This window comes from Microcoleus sp. BM001215392, assembly GCF_036700185.1.
In the GTDB taxonomy this organism is placed as follows: Bacteria; Cyanobacteriota; Cyanobacteriia; order Cyanobacteriales; family Microcoleaceae; genus Microcoleus.
Window position 1 is genome coordinate 1 of sequence record NZ_JAUBOJ010000708.1, and the last position, 1,438, is coordinate 1,438.

1 protein-coding gene is annotated in these 1,438 nt (G+C 55.0%); it reads right to left on the bottom strand.

Translation table 11 applies throughout. The features are described 5' to 3' along the window. The coding region (locus QT974_RS34340) for a TolB family protein (RefSeq protein WP_442933243.1) at nucleotides 1–800 on the bottom strand (800 nt) is incomplete at its 3' end. Between the last annotated feature and the right edge of the window lie 638 nt (nucleotides 801–1,438).

Sequence of the window (1,438 nt, forward strand, 5' to 3'; positions counted from 1 at the left end):
CTCGTGCCATTGATGATGTTTGGAGAGTTATTAGTGCCGCTTGGAGTGTTGGTTATGTCAGCAACGAATACGTCTAGGGCGCTATTGGTGTCTCCCGGCACGAGGTTGGTGGCACGAGATGAAAATGCTACTCTCTGCCCGTCGGCGGAGATGGAAACCTCGAAGGAGGAGTCTGTCGCCTGATCGCCTGTTGAGGAAACAGAGACGCGGGTGGTGGTATTGTCGATCGTGTCGCGCACGAAAATGTCATCGTTATTGTTAGTGTCCCCCGACACGAGGTTGCTCGCACCAGAGCGAAACGCCACAAACCGCCCGTTGGAGGAGATAGACACATCGAAGGATGCGCCGTTCGCCTGATTCCCTGCTGAACCCACAGAGGCGCGGGTGGTGGTGTTGGTTGACAAGTCGCGCACGAAGACATCAATGGTATTGTTAGTGTCCCCCGGCACGAGGTTGCTCGCATCAGAATAAAACCCCACAAACCTCCCGTCGGCAGAGATGTAGGGTATGCGGGATGCGTCGTTACCCTGATTGCCTGCTGAACCCACAGAAACGCGGGCGGTGGTGTTGGTTGACAAGTCGCGCACGAAGATATCGTTGCGATTGTTAGTATCCCCGGGGACGAGGTTGTTGGAATCAGAAGTAAATGCCACAAACCGCCCGTCGGCTGAGATAGAGGGAGCACTGGAAGAGCCGCTGTTGCCCTGATTGCCTGCTGAGTTCACAGAGACGCGGGTGGTGGTGTTGCCGATCGTGTCGCGCACGAAGATGTCTCTGGTATTGTTAGTGTCCCCCGGCACGAGATTGGTCGCATTAGATCCAAACGCCACAAACCGACCGTTGGCGGAGATGGACGGGGTGCTAGAGCTGTCGTTCCCTGGATTGCCTGCGGAGTCAACAGAGACGCTGGTGGTGGTGTTGCCGATCGTGTCGCGCACGAAGATGTTGGCACCAGAAGAAAACGCCACAAACCGCCCGTCACCTGAGATCGAGGAGTAGGAGGAGCTGCTGTTGCCCTGATTGCCTGCGGAGTCAACAGAGACGCGGGTGGTGGTGTTGGTTGACAAGTCGCGCACGAAGATGTCCTCGTTATTGTTAGTGTCACCCGGCACGAGGTTGGCGGCACTAGATGCAAACGCGACAAACCGCCCATCCGCAGACATGGAGGGATAGGAGAAGAAAAATGGGCCCCGCTGCGCCTGATTGCCTGCTGAGTCTACAGAAACGCGAGTAATAGTCATAAATCCTCACCCTAAAATTGCAAATTTGGTCAATTGACGAGTGTTTGGTCGCGCCCGCCACTTCTGAGAATACAGATTCGCGATTGGCAACAACCATTTTTTGCTAAGCAGATATCCTAAACAGAAAGGAAATCTCCAGGGCCGAGGAGGTTCGGAGCAACGCCAGTCAAAGCAGCTAAAACTTCACCGCTGCTAGC